Here is a 19475-nt window from a genome sequence, read left to right as displayed (position 1 = left end):
GTGCCGCCTATCGTATGCAATAATTAAGAGTGGCGTTACTCTAATATGGGTACGGGCCAACCCATCGCTGGCGTAGTGTGGCCAACAAAAGGTCTTGAAATATTCGCTTAGCTATATTAATTCGAGAGGGGTGTTTTAGTTCGAATTATTAGGTACTGAGGGTTTAGGTTTTGGTACCAGCAGGCTTTGCTGGCCGCTAACGCCGGAGTTTACTTGCTCTATGCTGCCGCCAGCTTCTAGAAAAGCTTTGGTTTTATCTTCAATAGACTGAGACGTTTCAACAACTGCGGGTTGCTTCTTTTTGCCTGTGGTTTTTAACGGTTTAGCTGCCATTTCGATTCTTTCATGTATAAGTGATGGCCCATTGTACCTGAAATATCAAGGAATTGCCCCTAAAAACAGCCTAACGCATCAGCTAACTACGCGTAAGGGATGGTTGGCCCTCGCGCTGACTGCCCAACAGCCTAGAGCAAATACTGACGGTCACTTGCTTAGGCTTTAGTGCGAGGTTTTATTGGTAAATTACCTTAGGTGTCTAATACTTTTTCAATCTCAGATCTGGAAACATAAAACTGTTTGGATAGCTGGCTTATACTTGTGCCTTCAGCCGAAAGTTTTTTAACGGCAGCATAATGCGCTTGATCTAGGGGTTTGTTTTTACGGCCTTTTTTGGGCTTTTTCTCTTGGTTACTGGCTGATTTGTCGGCAGCACTGGAGCGTTCAAGATCCGCAAATATCACTAATAATTGCGCCATGGCTTTTTGGGTAGGGTCGTCAGAAAAGGTATCTATTTGGCCATCTAGGGTTTTAACGGCCACACCTTTGTCGTGTAATGCCTTTAAGGTGACCAGTACTTTGTGAGCGGAGTGGCCCAAGCGGTATAGCTTGGTGAGGATAACGGTATCGCCTTTTTGAGCTTGCGTGATTAACGCTTCAATTTGCTCGGCATTGTTATCGGTTTTACCTGTCTTTTGGCTGGTGATGATGTCGCTACAGTCTGCACCGTTGAGAGCTTCTAGCTGCGCCTCTAGGTCCTGCTGCCTTGATGTGACTCTTGCGAACCCTATAAGTGCCATACTGTATGCCTTTTCTTAGCGATGCTGTGGGCGCGCATGGTAGGGCCTAGCCCCAATTTTGTAAATGTTTATTGGTAGCTAGCTAAAGAAAAGCCTAATAGGAAGTACCGTTATGCTAAAAGAGCAGGTTAACGCTTTCTGGTCTTTTTGTTGTTTTCTAGGCGTAATTTTTTCTTGGCAGCTTTTTCTTCTAACATGATTTTTACCTGCTGCTTTTCTATCTCTACCCGTTCGGGAGTTTCTAGGCTAAGCCCACCCAGTATACCTGCACGTAATTCATGTAAAAAAATGGTGGAGACACGTTCCAGATCGACTTGGCCGCCGGCGCGCAAGCAGCCGCGCTGTGCCCCTAGCTGCTCTAAAAAATCCAGCTCTGATTTGGGTACTTGTTTGAGCTTGTAGCGCTCAACTAAACGCTGGGGATAGTGTTTTAGCATATAATCAGCGGCAAAAAATGCGACGTCGTCATAGCTCATGGCCGTGTCTTTAATGGCGCCAGTGGTTGCTAGTCTATAACTGCTATTTTCATTTTCTACTTTCGGCCACAGTATGCCGGGCGTATCCAACAACATTATACCGTTGCGTAAATTAATGCGCTGCTGGCCTTTGGTGATGGCGGGTTCGTTGCCGGTTTTAGCTACAGCACGACCCGCCAGACTGTTGATTAACGTCGATTTTCCGACATTGGGTATGCCGGTAATCATGACCAAAATATCTTTAGCCTTGTGCTCTTTATGGGGCGCAAGCTTGCGGCATAGGTTAATGATCTGTTGATCTCTACCTTGTTGGTCAGTGCTAATAGCCAGAGTTTTGGTTTGTTCTTGTGACTCGTAGTATTGCTGCCATAACAGGGTGATCTCAGGGTCGGCCAAGTCACTTTTACTCAATAGCTTAATAGAGGGCTTGTTTTGACGCAGGCTTTCTATGGCAGGGTTGGAACTGCTATAGGGGATGCGGGCATCAAGTAGTTCAATAATAATATCCACCTGCGGTAGCACTTCAACCATTTCTTTATTGGCTTTGTACATGTGGCCGGGGTACCAATGTATAGACATAGTTTACTCAAATCATTAATAGGGGAGTTAGCTGTATTGTTGGCGGCTATCACTGGCCTTATAGTTTTTACAGAAATCAAACAAGTCATCGGCAATTAAAGGTTTGCTGAATAAATAGCCTTGCCCGAAATCACATTTGCAGTTGCGTAAAAATGCCAGTTGCTCTTGTGTTTCTACGCCTTCGGCAACAACTTGGTAATTTAGTTTGTGGGCCATGGCGATAACTGCGGCGGTGATTTCCATATCGTCGTTATTTTCAGGTATGTCAGAAACGAAGGAGCGGTCTACTTTAAGAATGTTAACCGGTAATTGTTTGAGATAGCCGAGTGAGGAGTAGCCAGTGCCAAAGTCATCTATAGAAATGAGTATGCCTAGCGCTTTTATCTCATTGAGCTTAACTAAGGCTTCATCAATATTTTCCATTAATAATGATTCGGTGAGCTCTATTTCAAACTGATGTGGCGATATATTATTGCGGCTAAGCTCATTGGTAATGTGATCAACTAAACTGTCATCTTGAAATTGCTTGGCAGAAATATTCACCGTCATAACCACTTCATGGTCAACCAAGTTTTTGTCTATTAGCGCCTTGAGTTGCTCACAGGCTTTACTGATCACTAGGCGGCCTATGGGGATAATGAGCCCGGTGTCTTCGGCGGTATTAATAAATTGATCGGGGGGCACAAAACCACGGTTGGGGCAGGTCCAGCGTATTAAGGCTTCAAAGCCGGTGATTTTATAATCTTCTAGAGAAAGCTGTGGTTGAAATACTAGATGAAACTCTTGATTCTCTATGGCTAAGCGCAAGTCTCTGACTAAATCTAAGTGGCTAACTAGCTTTTGATTAATTTCATCGGTAAAAAACTGGTAGTTATTTCTACCCATATCTTTAGCTTTGTATAGCGCCATGTCGGCCTGTTTGATCAGTTCCTCGGCTTGGCTACTATCAATGGGCGCTACCGCTATGCCTAGGCTGGCGGAAATCGTGAGTTCATTTTCTTGCAGTATAATAGGTGCAGTAATGGCTGTAATGATTTTTTCGGCAATATTGGGTAGTGCTATGCCGTCATTATCTATGGGTAGTATTATGGCAAATTCATCGCCACCTAAACGCGCAACGGTGTCGCTGGATCTAACGCATTGTTGTAAGCGCTCCGAGATAATAGTGAGCAAACCGTCACCGGCATCATGACCCATGGAGTCATTTATCTCTTTAAAATGATCCAAGTCCAGCAGGATTAGCCCCAAGCTATATTGGTTGCGTGAGAGGTTATTGAGCAGATGCTCTAAACGATTTCTAAATAAGCGTCTATTCGCTAAGCCGGTAAGGGTATCGTAAAAAGCCATGTGCTCTAGTTGCGATTGCGCTTGCCTAATTTCAGTAACGTCATTGATGGAGCCTAGATAGCCAATAATCTCATCACTGTTGCCGCGCAAAACACCGACGTGGCCATTAATCCATTTATTATTGGTGTCACTAATAGAGCAGTTGATATTAATGGGGATGTGCGTATTCATCATGGTGTTTAGTTGGGCTTGCAGCGATGCACGGTCTTCTGGCTCTACTACGGATAGCCATGATTCATTTAAAATTTGGGTAATGGGCAAACCAGTGATATAGGACATTTCATCATTGGCAAATATGCATTCACCTTGTGGATTAAGTTGAAAAATACCTACCTTAGACGAGGCACTAATTAGCCGGAACTTTTCTTCACTTTCGCGCAGGCGCTCATGTTCATGCTCTATAACATTGAGCATATGGTTAAAGGAGTCTACTACGCTGCCTATTTCATCGTGGTTAATTTTTTCGGCGCGCAGCGAGTAATCATCAACTTTAGCGACATTCCTAGCGGTTTCACCCAAGGCTCGCAAGGGGCTGATAAGTTTGAAAGAAATGATTTTCGACAGCCATAAAGCAATGATACTGGCAACGATGATAATGGCTAAAAAAACATTAAAACTTTGCTGTGTTCGGGTGCTGAGCTCCGACAGAGACGTTTTTAAATATAAGTAACCAATAATCTCTTCTTCATGGCTAATGGGGTGGATAAAGTCTATAAATCGGCCATGCGAAGGCTCAATAATTTTAATCTCACCAGGCTGGGCACTGGGGCAAAATATTTTATCGTTGGGATAGCTCGCTAAGGTGCTAGTGCTGTGTTTGGGGTCGCTGCTAACACGGTAAATACAGGCGCCGATAATACTACTGCGGTAGGATAGGGGGATGAGGTTATTGAGGGCCGACTGTTTATCATTAAATAACACGGATTCCACGCTACGGTTACTAATGACCGATGCCAGTAGGCTAATTTCATCGCGTATTAATGATTTGTAGGTGTTTTTATCATAAATATTGAGAGCGACCATGGCGATAATTAGGCTGAATATACTGGTTGCCAAGCAAGCGGTAGTCAGCTTTACTGCCAAGGGCTGATTATTAATAAAGTTCAGACGCTTCATTTAAATACTGTTCATGCTTGCAGTGCACAATATGGCACCGCTCTGCCTTATTGCTATCAGGCCTAATAGGGATATACAGGGTCTAAGGGCGAGTTATGCACCTGACGTGTTGCTTTCGGCCCTGTAAGCTAGTGGCAAGTATAGACGAAAAATGCTAATTATTCAGGTTTAAACTATCACTTAAGTATTTGTTTATAGTGAAAATACCCAGTAAGCTTTGCAATTGATTTTTGTCCAGCGAATAAACTTAGCGACTTGCTGAACACTAGGCTAATAAAAAATAATCAGCCCTCTAGGCTATGCCCTCCAGTCAAGCTTGGTGGGCGGTGGGGGTAAATAATGGCTACACTTTATCCAACCCATATTGATATCTAAACATGTTGACTGAAACTAGCTTGCGCACAGAGACTATTAGCGACCGTATCAAACAGCAATGGCTGGATAAGCTGTGGCAACATTTGTTTGATGGCGAGACCTCAGGGCTGTTAAGCCCTGGCCAAATTCGCCGTCAGCGGCGAGATAGGCAGGCTGTTAGGCAACTGGAGATGGCAGCCCTATTTGAAGCCGAGCAGGATGTTAATCTTATACACCAAGGGCTTAAATGCATTGATAGCCGCGGTAAATTGGTTGATACCCCGCGCATAGATACCGTACAAACCCACGCTATTATCGAAAGCTCAGGTATTGATGAGTTTAGCGATGTAGGTAAGCAGTCCTCAGTCTCTATGCTGGAAACAGCCGCGAAAGAAGTGGGCGTTAGGGATTTAGAGCGAGCTTTGAACCTGCGCAAAATTATTCTATTGGCCGAGGCCGAGGTTTACGCTGCCGCCGACCGCCCGATAAGCCAGCACAGTGTGTCTGCCGAGTGGATGATCTGCTGGAAGAACGTTGCGCAAGATGTATTCAATCCTGAAATTCAAATCTTACTTGCCAGAATGCTGATACAGGAAGTCGCTCAAACCAATAGCTATGCCATGAGCAGCCTGTATATGTTGCGCCAGCTTAATGCTGATGACTTGGAAATGCTGGCAATACTAAGCAAGTTTAGTTTTGGTTCGTTTCTTTTTAATGCCTCGCAAGGGTATTTTAACACCGAGCTATACCATAATTTATTAGAGAGTATGGATGACCTAGGCTTGATCACAGGCTATAACATGGAGCCGCTGATCAAGCAGATATCATCAGAGACATCCGATGGCTATCTCGCCTTTTTACCTTGCGGTAATAAGGCGATGCGGGTGCAGGCCAAGCAGGCCAGTAAGATACTGTTACTCCCTATTTACAAGGTGAGTCGAGCCGGCCGGCAGCTTATGTCCTTACACACGACTACTGTCGATTTAGCGTATTTATTTGAGGTGGCCGCTTATATTAAACAGCAGGGCTTTAGTGTTGCCCTAGGTGAGTGGCAGTGCCATAAAAAAGGTAGTCAGTTTGAGGAGAAAATGCCTCTGTGATGGTTATTTTCTCAGTTAGTCTTTGAGGAATTTTAAAATTTTATCCGCTTGATCTAACGTGTCTTTAACGCCCATTTTAATCAGTTCGCGAGAAAAACTTTCGGTGAATAGTAAATAACTGGCAATATTGACGCCGCCGTCATTTCTACCACTGCCTGTCATTTTGAGAAAGAAACGCACCGTCGCGGGCAGCTCATTGATATGCTCTGTGGCGATGGCGTCTATATCTTGTGAGGGCGAGATAATGAAAGGCTCCACCCTTCTTAGGCGCTGCTCTGAATCGTAACCTCTGGCATCGGCGCAGCTGTCGACCAAACGATTAATGGTTTCTAGGTTTTCTATATCATTTTCTAGGCTGTCGACAAAGGCACTATTTAACAGGTGGCCTAAAATCTGGCCAAAGGCGGGTGATTGCACCCGGCGAGGCGGGGCATCGTATATTTTTTTATGGCCAGTGGTGGAGATGATCAATATTTTATCAGCACCGAGGTGTAGGGCCGGGCTGATAGGGTTCATTTGCCGCAGGGCGCCGTCTCCATAATAGTTGCGGCGTATGCGCTGCGGCGGAAAAATCGTCGGTATCGCGGAAGAAGCCATTAAATGCGGTAACTGTAATGGGGTGGGTATACCCTTGCGCCGCCAGCGCCGCCATTCACTGTTGGCGGGGCCGCCCTGGAAAAAACTATCTGAGCTACCCTCGGTGTAGTTCATCGCGGTTACGCAGGCGGCGGTAATATTACCTTGCTGTATGTTTTCGCTAATGCCGGCAAAGTTGATTTTCCTTTTTAACAGTTTGCGCAGGGGGGCGTTATCCAGCAAGGCTACCGGCCTGCCCACGGCAATACCGGCATTAAATAAGGATAACATCAGGCGCCAAGCATTGAAGCTTAGGCCTAGAAAATCACTGCGATAGACATGTTGATGGCTAAGTTCCATCCACAGATTTTCTAGCCAGACACTGGCGTTGACAAAACCGTCGGTTCTACTGGCTAGGCCTATAGCATTGAGTGCACCGGCACTGGTGCCGCATAAGATAGGAAAGGGGTCACGGCTTTGGCTGGTCGGTATGATAGTAGCCAATGCCTTAATAACGCCAACCTGATAGGCGGCACGGGCACCGCCGCCGGGCATTAAGAGTGCAGTTTGTTTGGTGTTAATTGGGTTGGGCAAAGACTATACTCGGCTTAATTCTCGTTATGCTTAATAGTGTACTTATAATTAAACAGTTTGCCATGAATTTGAGTTCTACTCTATGCAATTTTACTCACTAGAAAAACTCATAAACTTGCATGATGGTTATAGAAAGCAAATAAAGATTGATCATCATAATTTGTTGCTAATACAAAACGGCGATACAGTTTCTTTGCTGGAGAGCCTCTGCCCCCACCGCGGCCACCCCTTATCGGTCGCAGATATCAGCAGCAATAAGTTACGCTGCCCCTTGCACGGCTATGAGTTTGCCATAGCGACCGGCAAGCTGCTGCACTACAGTGAAGAGCCTTGCCGCGCATTAAAAATTTATGAGCTTAGCGATCAAGGCAATGAACTAGGGGTGTGGTTGTAGCACTTTACTCCTGCTGTACCCGTATCTGCAGGCTATTTGTGTTGCGGGTGCTATGCGCTAGACTGGGTTCGCCCTCCAGCACTACCCACTCGCCTAGCGTGGCAACAAGGCTGTTGCTAATACGGCTGCGCTTATCGCCTTGCAATTGATAAAGGCTGTAATCTATACGTACCTGTTGCGGCCCCAGCGCCTGTAGCTTTAGGCTGACACTGTGATTATCGCTATCTTGTAAGCTCATACTGGCACTATCGCTATGCAGTGGGTGGTAGTAGCGGCGCACGGCCAACAGTTGTTGCTGCTGGCGCGCATACTCCAAGCTTAGGGTTTCATTGTTGGCGAGGCGGTAACGCTGTTGCAGCTTATTGCTGCGGGTGGAGTAGGTTTTATGCTTGCCGTGCTGCGGGGCGCTGCTTAGGGTAATTACAAACTGCTGTACCGGTTTATCCATAATGGCCAGCAGCTCCGCTATCTCACTAACCTGATGTTGCGGGGCGCGCACAATGATTTGTTGTTGCTGGCTGCTCACCCGCGCTTGCGGGTAGAGTTTTTCTATACGCTGTTGCAATTGCTGGCTACTACTATGCTGTGCTTCATAAATAATACTGCTATCAGTATCAGCTTGAGCCAACGCCGAACACAGTAGCGCTATAATAAGCGTCAGCCACAGGGGTTTAGATATCCAGTATTCTAAAGTCGCTATTGGCATTAGCCTGCCCCCATAAAATTTCAAAGTGATCGATTTTAGTTTTCGTTACCGGCTTATTATTAAAGTCAGCCCAAAGGGTTTCGGGGTTTAATATAGATTGTGCTATCACGCCACAATCATCCGCCAGTATCAAATTTTCACTTACCCCAGTGTCATCACTAAGTTGTTTAATAGCAATGGCAGAGGGCAATCTGCGCTAGTAGTTGTAGTAACTTATGGCCGCGCTTTACTACAGGCCGACTATCAACCAGCAATAATTTAACCTGGTTGTTACGATGCCTGCGGGCTAGGGCCGAAACGGCATCGCAAAAGGCGGTGTTATCGAATAGCTTAGGGTTTAAGTCGTAATTTACAATGCGCAGTTGCCGCCGACATTGTTGCGCCATAGTTAGCGCGCTAGCTTGATGTTGTTGCACAAAAAACTTGCCCGCGCTTTGCCCCAGGATAGGCTGGCTATTGAGCTGCTTACGCATAGTGATATGGGGGATACCGGCATCATCGTAAATATCGCCCTCGGCCACAAAACCGGCTTTTTGGTAAAAGCGAATAGCGTGGGTTTGCGCTGACAAATGCACGTCATCAACCCTTAATTGACGCTGAGCAAACTCTACCGCCGCTTGTAGTAACTGTAGGCCGTAATTTTTGCCACGCGCCTGTTTTGCTATAGCCATGCGGCCTATGGCGCCATTGCGTAGTAAGCGTGCGCAGCCTATGGCTTGTTGCTGGGAGTTATAGGCCAGCCAATGGTAGGCCTCGTCGTCTTGGTCATCCCACTCCAAATGGGGTGGAACGTTTTGTTCTAGCACAAAAACCTCATGGCGCAGCTGTTGTAGCTCGTCACCATGTTGCTGCCAGCTAACTTGTTTAATCGTTATCGTCGTCATAAAAGTACAGTACACCGCTATTAAATAGCGACAGTAATAAGGTTTGGTTCTCTGTTATATCTAGCTTATTTTTTAACGCACAGCCAAGGTAGTGTTGTTGGTTACACAGCAGCTTTACTAACTCTGCGCTTGCAGGGCTGCTATTGACGGCCTTGCCGTCTACAAAAAACTGCAGGCCATGGTCATTGCGCAGGTAAGCCAATCTAGAGGCGGGGTTTTTGTAGGCGTGCTCATGCTGGCTTAAATCGGCGGATAATTCGTCAAGGCTTATATTTTGCGTGTCATCGTCGTGTAGCTGCGGGTATTTAGGCTCAGTCATGTATTGGCCAAACCATTGTGCAATGGCTTCGGGCTTGTTGATTTGCTGCAGTAAGATGCTTTGGATCAGTTGCAAGCTGTCGCTACCAATTTCACCTGCTGGCCTGTTGGTGTCTATAGCTGGGTCTTGGTAGCGCTGTAGTTCATCCATTTGAGCTAATTGATGGTCACAAAAGTGCGACAGAATCTCGCCGTGGCTGGGCGCGCGGAATCCTACTGAGTAGGTCATGCAGTCTTCACCTTCACCGATACCCCAGTGGGCGTAGCGGGGCGGCACATATAAAATATCGCCGGGGTTTAATAGCCATTCATCTTGCTGTTTAAAATTTTGTAGTATCTTTAATTGCTGATTATCAATATGCGCCTCATCTGGCTGGCAGTACTGGCCTATTTGCCAACGCCTTTGCCCCAAACCCTGCACTAAAAATACATCATAGTTGTCGTAATGGGGGCCTACCGAGCCGCCATCGGCTGCATAGCTCACCATTACATCATCAATGCGCCAATAGGGAATGAAGTTGAAATAGTCGGTCAGGCTGGCCACTTCCGGCATCCAGTGGTCTACGGCTTGCACTAGCAAGGTCCACTCACGCTCGGGCAGCGCTTCGAAATGTTGATCGGCTAGGGGGCCGTGGGTGAGCTGCCATTTTTCGCCGGCACCCACAATGAGGCGCGATTCTATATCTTCCTCGCAAGCTAACCCTGCCAACTCATCGGGAGAGAGCGGGCTGTGAAAATCGGGGATAGCGTTACGGATGACTAGTGGTTTTTTTTGCCAATAGTTGGTTAAAAAATCGTCTTTATCGAAATTTTCTAGGGTCATAATTATCTAGGGGTATGGTAGTGGTTTTATTTCTTTTAAAAAAGCGGTTAAAAAAAGCCCCGCAATGCGAGGCTTTAGGATTAGATGCGGTTGGCTTGGGCTATAGCGTTGCCTATATAGTTGGCCGGGGTTAATGCCCGCAAGCCTGCTTTAGCCTGCTCTGGCATATCCAGAGTTTCTATAAAGGCGGCTATGGTTTGCTGGTTCATCACTTTGCCGCGGGTTAGCGCTTTTAGCTTTTCATAGGGTTCGTCTATGTTGTAGCGACGCATCACGGTTTGTATGGGTTCAGCCAGTATCTCCCAGCTATTGTTTAAATCTTCTGCTAGCCGCGCTGCGTTGAGCTCTAATTTACCCAAGCCTTTTAGTGTCGACGCGTAGGCGATAAGGCTATAGGCCATGCCCACGCCCATATTGCGCAATACGGTAGAGTCGGTAAGGTCGCGCTGCCAGCGTGAGATAGGTAGCTTGCTGGCCATGTGTGACAACAAGGCATTGGCCAATCCTAAGTTACCTTCAGAGTTTTCGAAGTCTATAGGGTTAACTTTGTGTGGCATGGTGGATGAGCCTACTTCGCCAGCAACGACTTTTTGCTTGAAGTAACCTAAAGACACATAGCCCCAGATGTCACGATCTAAGTCGATCAAAATAGTGTTAAAGCGGGCCTGAGCATCGAACAGCTCGGCGATATAATCGTGTGGCTCTATTTGCGTGGTGTAGGGGTTAAAGCTTAAACCTAGGCTTTCAATGAAGGTTTTTGCGTTTTCTTCCCAGTCTATATCGGGGTAGGCAGAGATGTGGGCGTTGTAGTTACCTACTGCGCCGTTAATTTTACCTAGCAGTTCTACCTTGGCGATTTGCTCACGCTGCCTGCGCATGCGGGCAACCACGTTGGCAAACTCTTTACCTACCGTTGACGGGCTGGCGGTTTGGCCGTGGGTGCGCGATAGCAGTGGCACATCAGCAAATTGCTTGGCCATGCTGGCTAGGGTGTCGATAATGGCGTCTATCTCAGCCAGTACTACGGTACGGCCTTCGCTAAGCATGAGGCCGTGGGAGAGGTTGTTAATGTCTTCTGAGGTACAGGCAAAATGGACAAACTCGGTAACGGCCTTGAGCTGGGCGTTGCTGTCTATCTTTTGCTTGATAAAGTACTCAACCGCTTTCACATCGTGATTGGTGGTGGCTTCTATATTTTTTACAGCCTGGGCATCTTGCTCAGAGAAGTTATCGACGATGCTGTTTAGCAGGGCGTTGGCTTCAGCGTCAAAGGCAGGTACTTCCGTAATCTGCGGATGCTGAGCGAGCTTTTGCAACCAACGTATCTCTACGATTACACGGTTTTTGATTAAACCGAATTCGCTGAACACGGTGCGTAACGATGCGGTTTTGCTGCCATAGCGGCCATCTATGGGGGAAATTGCGGAAAGCGCAGATAAATCCATGGTGTTAAATCTCACGGTGAGTCAATAAAAGCCCAACGTCCCAGCATTACGCCTGAGTAGGGACTGAAAAGGGTGTGGCTAAGAAAGCTGCGCATGATACACGAACTGAACGTTTTTTTCAGTGGCTATTCAACGCCGATCAACGCCGATCCACGCCGATCAGTGATTAATCAGGCTTTGCGCGGCCTGTAGTAGGCGCTTGCGGGCAGTGAAAAAGTGCCAGCGTTTACCGCCCATTTGGCGCCACAATACGGCCGCTCTAATGCCCGCTAATAGTAACGCGCGAATTTTATCGGCATTACTAGCGTTTTGCAGATGTATGGCGTTGCCGTTAACGTGTATACGGGTTTTGTAAGTACTAATAGTATCTTTATAAACTGCTGCAACACTGGATGATAAGTTATTGATATCATTGTTAAAGTGCTCGGTGTTAAAGTGTATGTGCTGCAGCCTGTTGGCAATGATATTGAGCTGCTCTGTATCCTTGCTGAGCTTACCCTGCAGGTGAATCATTCCCAATGCATAGCGCATCACCGCACGGTATGTGCTGCTGGCCTCGCCGGATAAGGCAGCGATTAATAGCTTTAAGCCGCTGTCTACGCCATGTATGCCGCCGTAAATGGCTGCTGGGTGTTCGCTATCAAAGGCAAATAGGCTTTGTAGTAGCGGGTTATAGGTTTCAGGTAATGCTTTACCGGTGAGGGCTATTTGGTCCACCAATTGTGCGCTTTGCAGTAGGGCGGCCAAGGCAAGGGTCTGAGTTTGACTAGGGCTTAACTCTTGCAAGATTTTCCTTAAATATCAAAGTATTAGGGCTATGTGTTAATAGCTTGTTCAATAATGCCGCCACCCAAACAAATATCGCCTTGGTAAAGTACTAAGGATTGTCCGGGGGTAATGGCGCGCTGCGGCTGCTCAAAAACAACTTTGTAGCCATCGCCGTCAACCCGTATTTGGCAGGCCTGGTCTTGCTGGCGGTAGCGGGTTTTGGCCATGCAGCTAAAAGGCAATTCTGGCGCCAGATGGTTGATCCAATGTATCTCGCTAAGTACTAGGCCGGTTTTATACAACCTAGGGTGGTGCTTACCTTGGGCGATAATCAAGACGTTGCGCGCTAAGTCTTTATCCACCACATACCAAGGTTCATCGCCGGCACCTCTAACACCACCTATGCCTAAACCTTGACGCTGACCTATGGTGTGAAACATCAACCCGCTATGTTCGCCCATAGGCTTACCAGCTACATCTTCTATGGCGCCGGGCTGGGCGGGCAGGTATTGCTCTAAAAAATCTTTAAAGCGACGTTCGCCTATAAAGCAAATACCGGTGCTGTCTTTTTTGTTGTGGGTAACTAAGTCGTGTTGCTCGGCCAGCGCACGCACTGCCGGCTTTTCCATTTCACCTACAGGGAATAGGGTTTTGCCTATTTCTTCGCCGCCTACTGCGTGTAAGAAATAGCTTTGGTCTTTGTTGTCGTCCAAGCCCTTGAGTAGCTGGGCGTTACTATCGTCAGCGGAGCGGCGTACATAGTGGCCGGTGGCGGTATAGTCGGCACCTAGAGTGAGGGCGTATTCTAGGAAGGCCTTAAACTTAATTTCGCGATTGCACAGTATATCGGGGTTGGGTGTGCGGCCGGCCTTGTATTCTTCTAAGAAATGCTCAAACACATTATCCCAATACTCAGCGGCAAAGTTGGCGGTGTGCAAGGGTATGCCCAGTTTTTTACAGACTTGTTCGGCGTCAGCTAAGTCATCTTTAGCGGTACAGTATTCGGTGCCGTCATCCTCATCCCAGTTTTTCATAAACAAGCCTTCCACCACATAGCCTTGCTGCTGTAGCAGTAGGGCGGCCACGGAGGAGTCAACACCGCCGGACATGCCGACGATAACTTTGCGATTAGGGCTGGGGACGTTTGTCATTAATGCTGATTAAACCGTGTTTATGAATAGATAAAATTGAGCGGGTATAAATGGCCGTTTTGGTACTGCTCTATGGCGCTGAGTACCAAGCGCGAACGCAGTTTATCAGAGCTGGCCAGTATTTCCTCATAACTCATCCATACCGCTCGCACTATACCGTCATCCAAGGGCAATTCGGGGTGGTGGTTAAGCGCTTTACCGTAAAACGTCGTGCGGTGATAGGTGACGCCATTGTGAGGGGACTCATAGAGCGCTACGCCCACCAAGCCTTGTAGCTCTATGGCCCAGCCAGTTTCCTCTAGCGTTTCGCGTACCGCCGCTTGCTGCAATGTTTCGTTGGGGTCCAAGTGGCCAGCGGGTTGATTATAAACCTGCTTGCCATGAGACATTTCCTCTACTAATAAAAACTGTTTATCACGTTCAATAATAGTTGCTACGGTAACGTGAGGCTGCCATTCCATATCACTGCTCATCTGGTAGTTAGGTAATAAGGCTAAATAGGTTGGGGATTATAAGCGGCGATCGCGCTTAGTGGTATGCCGTTTAGCAGAGTTTTTGCGATTAGACCTAGGTTTTGTGGTTTTTTTGGTTGCCTGTGGTGCGTGTACCTGCAGTTCGCGGTAGTGGCCTGGCGCTATGCCCTCTATGCTCCAGTCGCCTATGCGAACGCGTATTAGCCGCAAGGTGGGGAAGCCTATAGCGGCGGTCATGCGTCTGACTTGGCGATTGCGCCCTTCGCTAATAGTAATTTCCAACCATGCTGTGGGTATATGCTGGCGCTGCCTCACGGGCGGCTGGCGAGGCCATATATCAGGCTGCGCTATACCGTTAACTTTTGCTGGTCGGCAGGGGCCGTCACTTAGCGTTATGCCTAGTTGCAGGGGCTTAAGATCTTCGTTAGAGGGTTGACCCTCAACTTGCGCCCAGTAGGTTTTGGCTAATTTATGATCGGGGTGGCTGATGCGATGTTGTAAGCTACCGTTGTTAGTCAGCAGTAGTAAGCCTTCCGAGTCGTAGTCCAATCTGCCCGCGGGATAACAGTCGCCAATGCCCGGCATATACTGCTTTAGCGTGTCGCGGCCCGCCTCATCGGTAAATTGGCTAAGCACGTTAAAGGGCTTATTAAATAAAATAATTTTGGACATGGAATTATATTCAGTGAATTTGCAATAATGTTATCAGCTATCAGAATAGATAGCTTGCTGCTATAATCCGCGCGCTTTCATAGCGGTAGGCCTTGCAACGTAGTAATCAAAAATTACTCACAACGAGGTTCCGGGCGACACAGCCATTACAGCATAGGACTCATTATGACCGATCAATGTTCAACCATTGTCTATACCCAAACAGACGAAGCCCCGGCCTTAGCCACGTATTCTTTACTACCCATTATTCAAAAATTTACCCAAACAGCTAGTATTAATGTAGTCGCCAAAGATGTTTCTGTTGCGGCTAGAATTTTATCCTGTTTTCCAGAACGACTAAGTGATCAACAAAAAGTCAGCGATACTCTCTCTGAACTGGGCGAGCTTACTCTTAAGCCTGAAGCCAATATTATTAAGCTACCTAATGTCAGCGCGTCTATTCCACAGCTAAAAGCGGCTATTTCTGAACTACAGGGGCAGGGCTATGATATCCCTAATTATCCCGATGAGCCTAGTAACCAAGCAGAACAAGACATCCAAACACGTTACGTCAAGGTGCTTGGCAGCGCGGTAAACCCGGTGTTGCGCGAAGGTAATTCTGATAGGCGTGCACCGCCGGCGGTAAAACAATACGCCCGCAACAACCCTCATAAAATGGGCAAGTGGAGCCCAGCATCACGCACTCATGCTTCTTATATGCGTGATGGTGATTTTTATTCCAGCGAGCTGTCCACTACGCTTAAACAAGCCTGCACAGTACGCATAGAGTATGTTAATGCTGCCGGCGACATCAAAATATTAAAAGACAGTACCGATTTATTAGCGGGCGAAGTTATCGATGCCATGCGCATGAGTAAAAAAGCCTTATGCGCATTTTTTGAAGAACAGATTCAAGACGCTAAAGAAACAGATGTTTTATTATCGCTGCATGTAAAAGCAACAATGATGAAGGTATCGCACCCCATAGTGTTTGGGCATGCGGTGAAAGTTTTTTATAAAGAAGTTTTTGAAAAATACGCAGAGACTTTTGAAAAAATAGGCGTGAACCCCAATAATGGCTTGGGTAATGTTTATGAAAAAATCAAACAATTACCGCGCAGTTTACAGGAAGAAATTGAGCGTGATATACGCGACATTTACGTTAATCGTCCGGCTTTAGCCATGGTTAATTCCGATAAAGGCATTTCAAACTTACATGTCCCCAGCGATGTTATTGTTGATGCTTCTATGCCGGCAATGATACGCGAAGGCGGCAAGATGTGGGCGCCCGATGGCAAGTTAAGAGATACCAAGGCCATTATGCCTGAAAGTACCTATGCCACCATTTATCAGGAGATGATTAACTTTTGTAAAACACATGGTGCTTTTGACCCAACCACTATGGGCACTGTGCCCAACGTAGGCTTAATGGCGCAAAAAGCGGAAGAGTATGGTTCACACGATAAAACCTTTGAAGCTGAAGGCGAAGGCATTATTCGAGTCGTTGATCAAAACGATACTGTCATTTTTGAACACAGTGTCGAAGAAGGCGATATCTGGCGTATGTGCCAAGCCAAAGATTTGCCTATACAAGATTGGGTAAAATTGGCGGTTAACCGCGCCAGAGCAACCGGCCTACCAGCTATTTTTTGGCTAGATGAAAACCGTGCTCACGATGTGCAGATGATCAAAAAAGTTAAACAATACTTAAACGATCACGATACTGAAGGCCTGCGTATACGCGTTATGGCTCCGGTTATGGCCATGCGCTTTACCCTAGAGCGCTTGATTAAGGGTAAAGATACTATATCGGTAACGGGTAACGTACTTAGAGATTACTTAACCGATTTGTTCCCTATTATGGAGCTGGGCACTAGTGCCAAAATGCTTTCTATTGTGCCTTTAATGAATGGCGGTGGCATGTTTGAAACAGGGGCTGGCGGTTCAGCGCCTAAGCATGTACAGCAGTTTTTAGAAGAGGGGCATTTACGCTGGGATTCACTGGGCGAGTTTTTGGCTTTAACAGTCTCGCTAGAAGATATTGCACACAAAAACAACAACAGTAAAGCCAAGGTGTTGGCTTCCTGTCTGGATAAGGCAACGACAAAATTCCTAGAAGAAAATAAGTCGCCACAGCGGCGTGTAGGGTTACTAGATAATCGCGGCAGCCATTTTTATTTGGCCTTATACTGGGCTCAGGCCTTGGTAGAACAAGGTGACGACACAGAATTACAGCAGCGCTTCAAGCCTTTACTGGCTGCGCTAAGCAGCAATGCAGCAGTAATACTAGAGGAGCTGAATGCCAGCCAAGGGCTAGCTATTGATATCGGTGGCTATTACCACCCCGATAGTGATAAAACAGAGGCAGCAATGCGTCCCAGTAAAACCCTTAATGCAGCATTGGCATCTTTCGCCTAAACTAACTGGCTATTACCTTTAGCCATTTAATAATTAAAATTTGTAAGGAGCATTAGCATATGCCTTATCAACACATAAAAGTCCCTAGCGTAGGTGAGAAAATCACCGTCAATGCCGATTATTCATTGAACGTGCCCAACCAGCCTATTATTCCCTTTATAGAAGGAGATGGCATCGGTGTGGATATCAGCCCGGTAATGATAAAAGTGGTTGATGCTGCGGTAAGCAAGGCCTACAGCGGCGACAAGAAAATCAGCTGGATGGAAGTGTATACCGGCGAAAAGGCCGCGGAGCTCTATGATGGCGATTGGTTTCCCGCCGAAACTCTAGATGTGTTGAAAGAATATTCGGTAGGCATCAAAGGCCCTTTAACCACACCCGTAGGCGGCGGCTTTCGTTCATTGAACGTGGCTTTGCGTCAGGAGTTGGACCTCTACACTTGCCTGCGCCCTGTGCGTTGGTTTGAGGGCGTGCCTTCTCCCGTTAAGGCTCCGGAAAAAACCAACATGGTTATTTTTAGAGAGAACAGTGAAGATATTTATTGCGGCATTGAGTGGCGTGCAGGTACGGACGAGGCTACTAAGGTCATAAAATTCTTACAAGAAGAAATGGGTGTTACCAAGATTCGCTTTGATACCGACTGTGGTATAGGCATTAAGCCCGTATCTAAAGAGGGTACTCAGCGCCTGGTACGCAAGGCTCTGCAATACACCATAGATCAAGACCTGCCTTCATTAACCCTAGTGCATAAGGGTAATATTATGAAGTTTACCGAGGGTGCCTTTAAGGATTGGGGCTATGAGTTGGCGCAGGCAGAGTTTGGTGCTGAGTTGTTAGATGGCGGCCCGTGGATGGCGTTTACCAATCCCAATAACGGTAAGCAAATTGTCGTTAAAGACGTTATCGCTGATGCCATGTTACAGCAGATTTTACTGCGCCCCGATGAGTACAGTGTGCTTGCTACCTTGAATCTTAATGGTGACTATATCTCTGATGCGCTGGCGGCACAGGTGGGCGGCATAGGCATAGCGCCTGGCGCGAACCTAAGCGACACCATAGCCATATTTGAAGCCACTCACGGTACGGCACCTAAGTACGCAGGCCAGAACAAGGTAAACCCTGGCTCATTGATCTTATCGGCAGAGATGATGTTGCGTCATTTAGGTTGGAATGAAGCGGCGGACTTGATTATTGAAGGTATGAATAATGCCATACAGGCAAAAACCGTAACCTATGACTTCGATCGCTTGATGGAAGACGCAACTCTACTGTCTTGCTCAGAGTTCGGTGACGCAATAATTAAAGGTATGTAACCGTTAACCCGCCGGTGGCGTTTCGTCACTGGGGGTTAATTTGATTCTAGCTCTGGCTGTTGTTCTTTGGGGCTAGTATCTTGTTCCATTTGGTTAGCAACCGCCTGAATTTGGGTGGCATGCAAACCCTTGGGGCCTTGCTCTGTTTCAAAGGTAACAGACTGACCCGCCTTAAGTGTTTTATAGCCATCCATATCGATTGCAGAGTAGTGGGCAAAAATATCACCGCCACCTTCTTCCGATAAGATAAAGCCATACCCTTTAGCGTTGTTAAACCACTTGACCATTCCCGTATACATGAAGAGGCCCTTTTATTATTGCCTTAAAAGGCGTATTTGTTTCAATAACACCACCTGATTTATTATTCTGAGGTGGTATTCTCTTGTTTCTAAGCAAAAGAAACGCCTCCCTATTTAACATTTTTTGATCAATAGTCAAGAGGGTTGGCTGAAATATAGGCAAATTGGGTGAAATTAACCCGCATTTTTGAAATATTTAAAGATATGAGCATAGTTATGGGTAAACATGAAAATCTTCTACTAACATTATCTATGAGTGATGAGGAAGATTTACCAGCTTACGATGATGGTGATCTAGCACTGGAGTCCGCCAAGCCGGAATTAAAACGGCCTAGGATGTATAGGGTGGTAATACTAAACGATGATTATACCCCCATGGAATTTGTGGTAGAGGTTTTAGAAGCTTTCTTCAATATGGATAGAGAGCAAGCAACGCAGGTGATGTTGACGGTGCATACCAAAGGAAAAGGGATCTGCGGACTTTATACCCGTGATATAGCGGAAACTAAAGCCGAGCAAGTGAATCAATATGCTAGGGAGTCTCAGCATCCGCTATTGTCGGAAGTTGAACCTTCAGAAGACTAAGCAAACGTAATTATATTTCGGAGTATGCG

The 19475-nt window shown here is 46.7% G+C and carries 20 protein-coding genes; 5 read left to right on the top strand and 15 right to left on the bottom strand.

Annotated elements, in window-relative coordinates; all coding sequences use genetic code 11:
- Positions 1 to 135: 135 nt before the first annotated feature.
- The 4 genes from B067_RS0110945 to B067_RS0110930 form a co-directional block, all read right to left on the bottom strand.
- Entirely contained in the window at positions 136 to 333 is a 198-nt protein-coding gene (locus B067_RS0110945; protein WP_019530129.1) for a hypothetical protein, read from the bottom strand.
- Positions 334 to 527: 194 nt separating this feature from the next.
- Positions 528 to 1076, bottom strand: coding sequence for a recombinase family protein (locus B067_RS20280; protein WP_019530128.1), 549 nt, complete (start codon positions 1074 to 1076; stop codon positions 528 to 530).
- A gap of 128 nt (positions 1077 to 1204) precedes the next feature.
- On the bottom strand, positions 1205 to 2131 hold the full coding sequence (ylqF, locus tag B067_RS0110935; RefSeq protein WP_019530127.1) for a ribosome biogenesis GTPase YlqF: 927 nt from the start codon (positions 2129 to 2131) through the stop codon (positions 1205 to 1207).
- A gap of 27 nt (positions 2132 to 2158) precedes the next feature.
- The gene (locus tag B067_RS0110930) at positions 2159 to 4594 is read right to left on the bottom strand and encodes an EAL domain-containing protein (RefSeq protein ID WP_019530126.1); all 2436 of its coding nucleotides are present in this window, start codon (positions 4592 to 4594) and stop codon (positions 2159 to 2161) included.
- A gap of 377 nt (positions 4595 to 4971) precedes the next feature.
- On the opposite strand from B067_RS0110930, the gene B067_RS0110925 reads away from it, so the two are divergent.
- The gene (locus B067_RS0110925) at positions 4972 to 6048 is read left to right on the top strand and encodes a DUF2806 domain-containing protein (RefSeq protein WP_019530125.1); all 1077 of its coding nucleotides are present in this window, start codon (positions 4972 to 4974) and stop codon (positions 6046 to 6048) included.
- Positions 6049 to 6063: 15 nt separating this feature from the next.
- On the opposite strand, the gene B067_RS0110920 is transcribed toward B067_RS0110925, so the two are convergent.
- Positions 6064 to 7218: a patatin-like phospholipase family protein gene (locus B067_RS0110920; protein ID WP_240472852.1), complete on the bottom strand. Its 1155-nt coding sequence runs from the start codon at positions 7216 to 7218 to the stop codon at positions 6064 to 6066.
- An 82-nt stretch (positions 7219 to 7300) separates the two neighbouring features.
- Between B067_RS0110920 and B067_RS0110915 the strand changes: the two genes are divergently transcribed.
- Positions 7301 to 7612, top strand: coding sequence for a Rieske (2Fe-2S) protein (locus B067_RS0110915; protein ID WP_019530123.1), 312 nt, complete (start codon positions 7301 to 7303; stop codon positions 7610 to 7612).
- Positions 7613 to 7616: 4 nt separating this feature from the next.
- Here B067_RS0110915 and B067_RS0110910 read toward each other — a convergent pair whose 3' ends face one another.
- From B067_RS0110910 to B067_RS0110870, 9 genes are all read right to left on the bottom strand, one after another.
- Complete coding sequence (locus tag B067_RS0110910) at positions 7617 to 8318, bottom strand: hypothetical protein (protein ID WP_156820816.1); 702 nt, start codon at positions 8316 to 8318, stop codon at positions 7617 to 7619.
- Complete coding sequence (locus B067_RS0110905) at positions 8284 to 8508, bottom strand: hypothetical protein (RefSeq protein ID WP_019530121.1); 225 nt, start codon at positions 8506 to 8508, stop codon at positions 8284 to 8286. The genes B067_RS0110910 and B067_RS0110905 overlap by 35 nt, the downstream gene beginning before the upstream one ends.
- A complete protein-coding gene (locus tag B067_RS21290) occupies positions 8486 to 9202 on the bottom strand; it encodes a GNAT family N-acetyltransferase (RefSeq protein WP_051083846.1) in 717 nt (238 codons plus the stop codon). The genes B067_RS0110905 and B067_RS21290 overlap by 23 nt, the downstream gene beginning before the upstream one ends.
- Positions 9183 to 10343 carry a cupin domain-containing protein gene (locus B067_RS20270; protein WP_019530120.1) on the bottom strand — a complete coding sequence of 387 codons (1161 nt, stop codon included), beginning with the start codon at positions 10341 to 10343 and terminating at the stop codon, positions 9183 to 9185. The genes B067_RS21290 and B067_RS20270 overlap by 20 nt, the downstream gene beginning before the upstream one ends.
- 80 nt (positions 10344 to 10423) lie before the next feature.
- Positions 10424 to 11788, bottom strand: a complete 1365-nt coding sequence (purB, locus tag B067_RS0110890) for an adenylosuccinate lyase (protein WP_019530119.1) — start codon at positions 11786 to 11788, stop codon at positions 10424 to 10426.
- Positions 11789 to 11947: 159 nt separating this feature from the next.
- The gene (hflD, locus tag B067_RS0110885; RefSeq protein WP_019530118.1) at positions 11948 to 12574 is read right to left on the bottom strand and encodes a high frequency lysogenization protein HflD; all 627 of its coding nucleotides are present in this window, start codon (positions 12572 to 12574) and stop codon (positions 11948 to 11950) included.
- 29 nt (positions 12575 to 12603) lie between these two features.
- A complete protein-coding gene (mnmA, locus tag B067_RS0110880; protein WP_019530117.1) occupies positions 12604 to 13707 on the bottom strand; it encodes a tRNA 2-thiouridine(34) synthase MnmA in 1104 nt (367 codons plus the stop codon).
- A gap of 20 nt (positions 13708 to 13727) precedes the next feature.
- The gene (locus B067_RS0110875; RefSeq protein WP_026244582.1) at positions 13728 to 14168 is read right to left on the bottom strand and encodes an NUDIX hydrolase; all 441 of its coding nucleotides are present in this window, start codon (positions 14166 to 14168) and stop codon (positions 13728 to 13730) included.
- Between the two features lie 48 nt (positions 14169 to 14216).
- Positions 14217 to 14852 carry a pseudouridine synthase gene (locus B067_RS0110870; RefSeq protein WP_019530115.1) on the bottom strand — a complete coding sequence of 212 codons (636 nt, stop codon included), beginning with the start codon at positions 14850 to 14852 and terminating at the stop codon, positions 14217 to 14219.
- Positions 14853 to 15017: 165 nt separating this feature from the next.
- On the opposite strand from B067_RS0110870, the gene B067_RS0110865 reads away from it, so the two are divergent.
- Entirely contained in the window at positions 15018 to 17249 is a 2232-nt protein-coding gene (locus B067_RS0110865) for an NADP-dependent isocitrate dehydrogenase (protein ID WP_019530114.1), read from the top strand.
- Positions 17250 to 17308: 59 nt separating this feature from the next.
- The gene (icd, locus tag B067_RS0110860) at positions 17309 to 18562 is read left to right on the top strand and encodes an NADP-dependent isocitrate dehydrogenase (RefSeq protein WP_019530113.1); all 1254 of its coding nucleotides are present in this window, start codon (positions 17309 to 17311) and stop codon (positions 18560 to 18562) included.
- A gap of 35 nt (positions 18563 to 18597) precedes the next feature.
- Here the strand turns inward: icd and cspD are convergent, their stop codons facing one another.
- A complete protein-coding gene (cspD, locus tag B067_RS0110855) occupies positions 18598 to 18861 on the bottom strand; it encodes a cold shock domain-containing protein CspD (RefSeq protein ID WP_019530112.1) in 264 nt (87 codons plus the stop codon).
- Between the two features lie 216 nt (positions 18862 to 19077).
- Here cspD and clpS point away from each other — a divergent pair, with 216 nt between their 5' ends.
- A complete protein-coding gene (gene clpS / locus B067_RS0110850) occupies positions 19078 to 19446 on the top strand; it encodes an ATP-dependent Clp protease adapter ClpS (RefSeq protein ID WP_083921422.1) in 369 nt (122 codons plus the stop codon).
- The last annotated feature ends 29 nt before the right edge of the window (positions 19447 to 19475 follow it).

Source organism: Dasania marina DSM 21967, assembly GCF_000373485.1.
GTDB classification, from domain to species: domain Bacteria; phylum Pseudomonadota; class Gammaproteobacteria; order Pseudomonadales; family Dasaniaceae; genus Dasania; species Dasania marina.
Note: the sequence above shows the minus strand (reverse complement) of the source record. Positions and strands in the feature narration are given on the sequence as shown.

What these genes read in the sequence shown, in the direction of transcription:
- ylqF (WP_019530127.1), bottom strand. Translation starts at nt 2,131, where the DNA reads ATGTCTATACATTGGTACCCCGGCCACATGTACAAAGCCAATAAAGAA.
- B067_RS0110875 (WP_026244582.1), bottom strand. Translation starts at nt 14,168, where the DNA reads ATGGAATGGCAGCCTCACGTTACCGTAGCAACTATTATTGAACGTGAT.
- B067_RS0110925 (WP_019530125.1), top strand. Translation starts at nt 4,972, where the DNA reads ATGTTGACTGAAACTAGCTTGCGCACAGAGACTATTAGCGACCGTATC.
- B067_RS21290 (WP_051083846.1), bottom strand. Translation starts at nt 9,202, where the DNA reads ATGACGACGATAACGATTAAACAAGTTAGCTGGCAGCAACATGGTGAC.
- B067_RS20270 (WP_019530120.1), bottom strand. Translation starts at nt 10,343, where the DNA reads ATGACCCTAGAAAATTTCGATAAAGACGATTTTTTAACCAACTATTGG.
- cspD (WP_019530112.1), bottom strand. Translation starts at nt 18,861, where the DNA reads ATGTATACGGGAATGGTCAAGTGGTTTAACAACGCTAAAGGGTATGGC.
- B067_RS0110945 (WP_019530129.1), bottom strand. Translation starts at nt 333, where the DNA reads ATGGCAGCTAAACCGTTAAAAACCACAGGCAAAAAGAAGCAACCCGCA.
- B067_RS0110930 (WP_019530126.1), bottom strand. Translation starts at nt 4,594, where the DNA reads ATGAAGCGTCTGAACTTTATTAATAATCAGCCCTTGGCAGTAAAGCTG.
- B067_RS0110910 (WP_156820816.1), bottom strand. Translation starts at nt 8,318, where the DNA reads ATGCCAATAGCGACTTTAGAATACTGGATATCTAAACCCCTGTGGCTG.
- purB (WP_019530119.1), bottom strand. Translation starts at nt 11,788, where the DNA reads ATGGATTTATCTGCGCTTTCCGCAATTTCCCCCATAGATGGCCGCTAT.
- B067_RS0110865 (WP_019530114.1), top strand. Translation starts at nt 15,018, where the DNA reads ATGACCGATCAATGTTCAACCATTGTCTATACCCAAACAGACGAAGCC.
- clpS (WP_083921422.1), top strand. Translation starts at nt 19,078, where the DNA reads ATGGGTAAACATGAAAATCTTCTACTAACATTATCTATGAGTGATGAG.
- B067_RS20280 (WP_019530128.1), bottom strand. Translation starts at nt 1,076, where the DNA reads ATGGCACTTATAGGGTTCGCAAGAGTCACATCAAGGCAGCAGGACCTA.
- mnmA (WP_019530117.1), bottom strand. Translation starts at nt 13,707, where the DNA reads ATGACAAACGTCCCCAGCCCTAATCGCAAAGTTATCGTCGGCATGTCC.
- B067_RS0110870 (WP_019530115.1), bottom strand. Translation starts at nt 14,852, where the DNA reads ATGTCCAAAATTATTTTATTTAATAAGCCCTTTAACGTGCTTAGCCAA.
- icd (WP_019530113.1), top strand. Translation starts at nt 17,309, where the DNA reads ATGCCTTATCAACACATAAAAGTCCCTAGCGTAGGTGAGAAAATCACC.
- B067_RS0110915 (WP_019530123.1), top strand. Translation starts at nt 7,301, where the DNA reads ATGCAATTTTACTCACTAGAAAAACTCATAAACTTGCATGATGGTTAT.